This is a genomic window from Mycobacterium sp. (assembly GCF_019243155.1).
Lineage (GTDB): Bacteria > Actinomycetota > Actinomycetes > Mycobacteriales > Mycobacteriaceae > Mycobacterium.
This window is the reverse complement of record NZ_JAFAUS010000238.1, coordinates 1-7,390: the sequence shown is the minus strand read 5'-3', so window position 1 is coordinate 7,390 and position 7,390 is coordinate 1. Positions and strand designations below refer to the sequence as shown.

General features: G+C 68.5%; 7 protein-coding genes and 2 pseudogenes. 2 read left to right on the top strand and 7 right to left on the bottom strand.

The genetic code is table 11. The features are described from left to right. Nucleotides 1-232, top strand: a pseudogene (locus tag JOZ00_RS11790) (pyridoxamine 5'-phosphate oxidase family protein); the annotation flags it as partial. On the opposite strand, the gene metK reads toward JOZ00_RS11790, so the two are convergent. From metK to mihF, 5 genes are all read right to left on the bottom strand, one after another. Beyond that, complete coding sequence (gene metK, locus JOZ00_RS11785; RefSeq protein WP_293344024.1) at nt 216-1,427, bottom strand: methionine adenosyltransferase; 1,212 nt, start codon at nt 1,425-1,427, stop codon at nt 216-218. The pseudogene JOZ00_RS11790 and the gene metK overlap by 17 nt on opposite strands. A gap of 122 nt (nt 1,428-1,549) precedes the next feature. After that, nucleotides 1,550-2,812, bottom strand: a complete 1,263-nt coding sequence (coaBC, locus tag JOZ00_RS11780; protein ID WP_293344022.1) for a bifunctional phosphopantothenoylcysteine decarboxylase/phosphopantothenate--cysteine ligase CoaBC — start codon at nt 2,810-2,812, stop codon at nt 1,550-1,552. A 16-nt stretch (nt 2,813-2,828) separates the two neighbouring features. Continuing rightward, on the bottom strand, nt 2,829-3,155 hold the full coding sequence (rpoZ, locus tag JOZ00_RS11775) for a DNA-directed RNA polymerase subunit omega (RefSeq protein ID WP_293344020.1): 327 nt from the start codon (nt 3,153-3,155) through the stop codon (nt 2,829-2,831). 55 nt (nt 3,156-3,210) lie between these two features. Next, a complete protein-coding gene (gene gmk / locus JOZ00_RS11770) occupies nt 3,211-3,882 on the bottom strand; it encodes a guanylate kinase (RefSeq protein WP_293344018.1) in 672 nt (223 codons plus the stop codon). A gap of 85 nt (nt 3,883-3,967) precedes the next feature. After that, complete coding sequence (mihF, locus tag JOZ00_RS11765) at nt 3,968-4,282, bottom strand: integration host factor, actinobacterial type (RefSeq protein WP_003872557.1); 315 nt, start codon at nt 4,280-4,282, stop codon at nt 3,968-3,970. Between the two features lie 693 nt (nt 4,283-4,975). Between mihF and JOZ00_RS11760 the strand changes: the two genes are divergently transcribed. Next, complete coding sequence (locus JOZ00_RS11760) at nt 4,976-5,398, top strand: TOBE domain-containing protein (RefSeq protein ID WP_293343955.1); 423 nt, start codon at nt 4,976-4,978, stop codon at nt 5,396-5,398. Between the two features lie 10 nt (nt 5,399-5,408). Here JOZ00_RS11760 and pyrF read toward each other — a convergent pair whose 3' ends face one another. Both pyrF and carB read right to left on the bottom strand, forming a co-directional pair. Next, complete coding sequence (gene pyrF / locus JOZ00_RS11755) at nt 5,409-6,233, bottom strand: orotidine-5'-phosphate decarboxylase (RefSeq protein WP_293343953.1); 825 nt, start codon at nt 6,231-6,233, stop codon at nt 5,409-5,411. Further along, a pseudogene (carB, locus tag JOZ00_RS11750) lies at nt 6,230-7,390 on the bottom strand (carbamoyl phosphate synthase large subunit); the annotation flags it as partial. The gene pyrF and the pseudogene carB, both read right to left, overlap by 4 nt.

The window sequence follows — 7,390 nt, the reverse complement described above, 5'->3', positions numbered from 1 at the left end:
TCAGCACTCGGGAGTGCGCACCGCGATCGTCGTCGACGTCGAGCGGATCGCCGACGCCTGCGGATTCGCGGTGCCCTACTACGAGCTGGTCGACGAACGGCCGGTGCTCGACGCCGCGCACCGCAAGGCCACCGATGACAAGTACGCGAGTCTGCTCAAGCGGAACCGGAGCAGTATCGACGGCCTGCCCGCGCTAGAGTCCGACCACCCGATGCCTAGACGGCCCGCTTGAGGTCGTCGACCTTGTCGAGCTGCTCCCAAGGCAGTTCGATGTCGGTGCGGCCGAAGTGCCCGTACGCGGCGGTCTGCGCGTAGATCGGACGCAGCAGGTCCAGGTCGCGGATGATGGCGCCGGGCCGCAGGTCGAAGACCTCGGGAACGATCTTCTCGATCTTGACCGGGTCGACCGTCGCGGTGCCGAAGGTCTCGATGAACAGGCCGACCGGCGCCGCCTTGCCGATGGCGTAGGCCACCTGCACCTCGACCCGCTCCGCCAGCCCGGCGGCGACGATATTCTTCGCCACCCACCGCATCGCGTAGGCCGCGGAGCGGTCCACCTTGGACGGGTCCTTGCCGGAGAAGGCCCCGCCGCCGTGGCGCGCCCAGCCGCCGTAGGTGTCGACGATGATCTTGCGGCCGGTCAGCCCGGCGTCGCCCATTGGCCCGCCGACGACGAACTTGCCGGTCGGGTTGACCAGCACCCGCGTCGACGACGCGTCCAGCGTGTCGTGCGCGAGTTCCTCGAGGACGGCCTTGAGCACGTGTTTGCGGATGTCGGGATCCAGCGTCTTGTCCAGGTCGATGCCGTCGGAGTGCTGAGTGGACACCACCACGGTGTCCAACCGGACCGGGACGTTGTCCTCGTACTCGATCGTGACCTGCGTCTTGCCGTCCGGACGGAGGTACGGCAGCTCGCCACTCTTGCGGACCTCGGTCAGCTTCCGCGACAGGCGGTGAGCCAGCGCGATCGGCAGCGGCATCCGCTCGGGGGTGTCGTTGATCGCGTAGCCGAACATCAGCCCCTGGTCGCCGGCGCCCTGCAGGTCCAGCGGGTCCGCGGCGCCCCCGACACGCGTCTCGTGGGCGGTGTCGACGCCTTGGGCGATGTCGGGCGACTGGGCACCGATGCCGATGTTGACGCCGCACGACGCCCCGTCGAAGCCCTTGTCCGACGAGTCGTAACCGATGTCCAGGATGCGCGCGCGGACGAGGTTGGTGATGTCGGCGAACGCCTCCTTCGCGGTGGTCGTGACCTCACCCACCACGTGCACCTGCCCGGTGGTCACCAGGGTCTCGACCGCGACGCGTGAGCGGGGGTCCTGCGCCAGCAGCGCGTCGAGGACCGAGTCGCTGATCGCGTCACAGATCTTGTCGGGGTGCCCTTCGGTCACCGACTCACTGGTAAACAGACGACCGTTTTCGCTCACTATTGAAGTCCTTCCGATTAATTAGTTAGTCGAATTATATCGTCAACGCCGGTCTCAGTCTGCCCAACCCGGGTCGGCGGCCATCCGGCGCCCCGTCAGGCGCCGTCCAGCGAGCAAACCCGCTACCCGCTGTGGCCGTGCAGGAACGAGACGATCGCGTCCACGATACGGCTCGCCATCAACGTCTTGGAGCCGTGCGGCAGCGCGGACTCGGTGCCATCGGACGCCAGCAGCCACCCGTCGTTGCTGTCCACCTCGAAAGCCCTGTTGTCTCCGACGGCGTTGACCACCAACAGATCACAGCCCTTGCGTCGCAGCTTCGTCCTGGCGTGAAACAGCACGTCACCGCTGGCGTCGCCGGTCTCGGCGGCGAACCCGACGATGGCGCGCATGTTAGGCAGCTCACCGTGGGCGCGCGCCCGCACCGCGCCGGCCAGCACGTCGTCGTTGCGCACCAGCTGGATCGTCGGCGGCTCGTCCTGCTCGTTCGGACCCTTTTTGATCTTGGCGGCTGCAACCTGCGCCGGCCGGAAGTCGGCGACCGCCGCCGCCATCACCAGCACGTCCGCCTCGGGCGCGTGCTTGGACACCGCGTTGCCGAGCTGCTCGGCCGTGCTGACGTGCACGACGTCGACGCCGGCCGGATCGATCAGTCCGACGGTGTGCCCGGCGATCAGCGTCACCTCGGCGCCGCGCTGGGCCGCGACCCGGGCAACCGCATAGCCCTGCTTGCCGGAGCTGCGGTTACCGATGAAACGCACCGGATCGACCGGTTCCCGGGTGCCACCGGCGGTCACCAGCACTTTGCGGCCCGCGAGGTCGTAGGGCAGCGCGTCGTGGCGCTCCAGCAGCAGATGCGCCAGTGTGGTGATCTCCTCGGCCTCGGGCAGCCGCCCAGGCCCGCTGTCGGTGCCGGTGAGACGACCGGCCGCGGGTTCCAGCACGACAGCTCCGCGGCGGCGAAGCGTGGCGACGTTGTCGACCGTGGCGGGGTGTAACCACATCTCGGTGTGCATCGCCGGCGCGAAGAGCACCGGACATCGGGCCGTGAGCAGGGTCGCCGTCAGGAGATCGTCGGCGCGGCCGTGAACGGCCCGGGCCAGCAGATCGGCGGTGGCAGGCGCCACGACGACGAGGTCAGCGTCCTGGCCCAGACGAACATGCGGCACCTCGGGCACGTCGTCGAAAACGCCGGTGCGCACCGGCTGGCCTGAGAGGGCCTCGAACGTGGCGGCGCCGACGAAGCGCAACGCGGACTCGGTCGGGATGACACGGACCGAGTGACCGGCCTCGGAGAGCTGACGGACGACGGTGCACGCCTTATAGGCGGCGATGCCCCCGGATACGCCGACTACGACCCGTTTTGAGACCCGTTCGCGGTCCATAGCCGTCCCGGGCCTGTTACTCGCCCTCGGTGTGCTCGAGCAGGTCGCCGTGGATCTCGCGCAGCGCGATCGAGAGCGGTTTCTCCTGCAGTCCTGGCTCGACCAGCGGGCCCACGTATTCGAGGATGCCCTCGCCGAGCTGGTTGTAGTAATCGTTGATCTGGCGAGCCCGCTTGGCGGCGTAGATCACCAGGGCGTACTTGCTCGACACGCGGTCCAGCAGTTCGTCAATGGGCGGGTTGGTGATGCCCAGCGGGGTGTCGTAGGCGCCTTGGCCACCGGCCGCCGGGTCGAACCGATCGGGAACGGCGGCCAGCGTCGCGTCAGACTGCGGAATAGTCACTTAGGTCAATCTCCTGGCGGATCAGAGCGGATTGCTGACCGTTTGAATTCGGTGCTCAATCTCGATTGGGTGGGGTCTGGTTTCTGGTCTGGCCAGCCGGATCGTGCCGGCCCGGCGCAGTTTCCACCAGCAAGGATACCAATTCGGCGCACGCAGACTCCAATCGACGGTTGACCACGATCTGGTCGAAGTCGTCCTGGGCTGCCATTTCGATGCGAGCCGTCTCGAGGCGGCGCCGCATCACGTCCGGGGTTTCGGTGCCGCGACCGGCGAGCCGGGCTTCGAGATCCTCCCAACTGGGTGGGGCGAGAAAGACGGTGACCGCCTCTGGCATCGCCTGCTTGACCGCCCTGGCTCCGGCCAGGTCAACCTCGATGAGCACGGGAAACCCGGAAGCGGCGGCGCTACGGACCGGCCCGGCCAGCGTGCCCGATCGGTGCAATCCGCCGTGAATCTCGGCCCATTCCAGCAGCGCGCCCCGGTCGATCAGCTCCTGGAAACGGGCGGGTGTGACGAAGTGGTAATCGACGCCGTCGACCTCGCCCGGCCGCGGTGCGCGCGTCGTGGCCGACACGCTGAAATGCAGGTCCGGCAGCCGCTCGCGCAGACACCGGACCACCGTTGACTTGCCGACGGCAGAGGGACCGGACAGCACTACTACGCGCCCCACACCTGATGGTTCGGGACGCGCCCCGTGCTCAACGCCCGGTCCCCCGCCGGCACTCACTGGTGCTCCTGGGCCGAAAGGCCCACAGCTCGGGTCCGATGGCCCGCCTCCTCAGGCCGTGCGGCCTGCATCGTCGGCGGGCGGGTTAGGAGCCGAACTTTTCGAGCAGGGCCTTGCGCTGCCGGTCGCCCAAGCCACGCAGGCGGCGGGTGGGGGCGATCTCCAGCTCGGTCATGATTTCCTGCGCCTTGACCTTGCCAACCTTGGGCAACGCCTCAAGCAGCGCCGAAACCTTCATCTTGCCCAGGACTTCGTCGGTCTCGGCGTCCTTGAGCACCTGGCTGAGGTTGGTACCACCACGCTTCAGCCGGTCCTTGAGCTCTGCTCGCGCTCGACGTGCGGCAGCCGCCTTCTCCAACGCGGCCGCGCGCTGCTCGTCGGTCAACTGGGGAAGGGCCACGATTCCTCCGTATCTGATCAATCACTATCAATCGATCTCAAATTTTGTCTCTGCCGGTACTTCTGCCAGCGGAGACGACCGTACTCAGGCCTCCTGACGAAATCTAACCCGACCCCCTGGTTATGGCGACAAACTCCCAGCATGTGCCCCCACCGTGGACCCACAAAGCGGTCCGCCGGGCCACGCCGAGGGGTAACGGCGGCGACGCTGCCCGGACCGTGCCATCGTCCTTGACGCCGGCGCATTCAGGCTCTCTACCAGTGCTTTTCCTCTCGCTGAGCGCCGAGGAGCGCCGCACCCAGCCCGCCCGGAAAGCCGGCGACGGACGGCCGCGACGCCTCGTGCAAGGGATCACGCATCTTTCGCGGCGTGTCGCGCGTGTCGCGCCGGTGGTCAAGCCCGGTTTGCGTCGTCGCGGTCGTACCCGCGACAGCCCCCAGCGAGCCATCTCCCGGCCTGACGCGGCCGCTGCGGGGCGTTCCCCAAGGTCGGCACCTGTCTCAGCCCCGACCGCGAATTCGTCCTCGTGACCGCCCGACGGCACGGCTCAACCCGTGAGTCATGAGCCAGTTACCATGTTCGACCGCAAACACGGATCGAGGATAGAGTTTGATCCGCAAGTGCGCGTCAGACCGGGATCTCCGCTCAGATTTTTTTACTAGAGCCCAGTCCGGTTTCAGGTACCCTCTAACAGTGTCTAACCTGCGGATTCGTCAGGCAGCTGAGCTCCTGGGAGTCAGCGACGACACCGTGCGGCGCTGGATCAACCAGGGCATGTTGACCGTGAGCCACGACGCGGCCGGCCGCAAAGTCATCGCCAGCGAAGAGTTGGCCCATTTCTCCCGCACCAATGCGCCCGCCCCGCCGGCCGACCCGCTCAGCATCGGCAGTTCGGCCCGCAACCGTTTCGTCGGTCTGGTGACGTCCGTGGTCAGCGACAAGGTGATGACCCAGGTCGAGATGCAGTGCGGGCCCTTCTCCGTCGTTTCGCTGATGAGCACCGAGGCCGCGGAGGAGTTACAGCTGAGGCCCGGCAGCGTCGCGGTGGCCGTCGTCAAGGCCACCACCGTCATCGTCGAAACCAACAGGCCCAGTACGGCAATCGCGTCGGACTAGGCCGATCGGGCTACGTCGCCAGGTGGGCGACTGCGTCCAGCATTCGTTCGCCCGCGGAGCGCAGTTCGGCCACTCCCGGCCCGGCCCGCAGCACTTCCCGCGCCACCGCCGGTAGCAGCTGGCCGGGCGCCGCTCCGCCCAGCCCGTCAAGCGCCTCGGGCCGGCCACCCTGCACGCCGAGGCCCGGCACCAGCACCGGCCCGCCCAGCGCGCTGAGATCGGGCGCCTGCAGCACCGTCGCGCCCACCACCACGCCGACATAGCCCGGCCCGCCCGGTGTGGCGGACCGATTCACCACCGCCGCCTGATCGACGACCAGCTGGGCCACCGTGCGGCCGTCGAAGGCGGCACGCTGCACGGTCGCGCCCTCGGGGTTGGAGGTGGCCGCCAGGACGAAAACGCCGCGGTCGTGCGCCGCGGCGGCTTCCAGCAGCGGCCGCAACGATCCGAAGCCCAGGTACGGAGTGGCCGTCACCGCGTCGGCGGCCAGCGGCGAATCGCCCGCCCACGCGGCGGCATAGGCCGCCATCGTCGTCCCGATGTCGCCGCGCTTGGCGTCGGCCAGCACCAGCACGCCGACCGATCGCAACGCGGCGATGGTGCGTTCCAGCACCGCGAACCCGGCCGCGCCGTACGCCTCGAAGAACGCCACCTGCGGTTTGACGACGGCGAATCCGGCGAACGCCTCGATGCAGATGTCGCAGAACGCGGCCAGCCCGTCGGAAGTGCTCGGCAGGCCCCAGGCCCGCAGCAACTCGGGATGCGGGTCGATGCCCACGCACAACGGCCCGCGCGCCGCCTTCGCGTCCGCCAGCCGAACCCCGAACCCGGTCACCGCGCGCCCTTGTCCGACATCTGGCTGTGCAGTTCCTGCAGGGATCGCACGCCGATGTCGCCGCGGATGCCGGCCTCGATGCCCTGAACGGCGGCCGACGCGCCCTGCACGGTGGTGACGCAGGGGATGTTGACAGACACCGCGGCGGAACGGATTTCGTAGCCGTCGATGCGCGGGCCGGAGTTTCCGTAGGGCGTGTTGATCACCATGTTGACCTCACCGGCCTTGATCGCGTCGACCGCCGAGATGGCGGGACGGCCCGGCTGCGGGTCCTCGAAGTGCTTGCGCACCTCGTCGCAGGGAATCCCGTTGCGGCGCAACATCTCCGCGGTGCCCTCGGTTGCCAGGACCCGGAAACCCAGATCGGCCAGGCGCTTGACCGGGAAGACCAGCGATCGCTTGTCCCGGTTGGCGACCGACACGAAGATGGTGCCGTCGGCCGGCAACGACCCGTAGGCGGCGGTCTGGCTCTTGGCGAAGGCGCTGCCGAAGTCGCGGTCGATGCCCATCACCTCGCCGGTGGATTTCATCTCCGGACCCAGCAGCGAATCGATGGCGGACCCGTCCGCGCGCCGGAACCGGTGGAACGGCAGCACGGCCTCCTTGACCGCGATGGGGGCGTTCTGCGCGGCGTGGGCACCGTCCCCGGTGGCCACCAGCATGCCTTCGTCACGGAGCTGGGAGATGCTGGCGCCCAACATGACTCGGGCACACGCCTTGGCGAGGGGGATTGCGGTGGCCTTGGAGACGAACGGCACGGTGCGGCTGGCGCGCGGGTTGGCCTCCAACACGTAGAGCACGTCGTCTTTGAGGGCGTACTGCACGTTGAGCAACCCCACCACCCCGATGCCGTGGGCGATGGCCTCCGTCGCGTGACGCACCTTCTCGATGTCGCTGCGGCCCAGCGTCACCGGCGGCAGCGCGCACGCGGAGTCGCCGGAGTGGATGCCGGCCTCCTCGATGTGCTCCATGATGCCGCCGATGTAGACCTCGGTGCCGTCGCACAGCGCGTCGACGTCGATCTCCACCGCGTCCTCGAGGAAGCGGTCGACGAGCACCGGGTGTTCGGGCGAGAGCTCGGTGGCGCGGGTGATGTAGCCCCGCAGCGTCTCCTCGTCGTAGACGATCTCCATGCCCCGGCCGCCCAGCACGTAGGA

Bases quoted from the DNA above. Each gene is read 5' to 3' on its own strand.
- coaBC (WP_293344022.1), bottom strand. From the start codon at position 2,812: ATGGACCGCGAACGGGTCTCAAAACGGGTCGTAGTCGGCGTATCCGGG.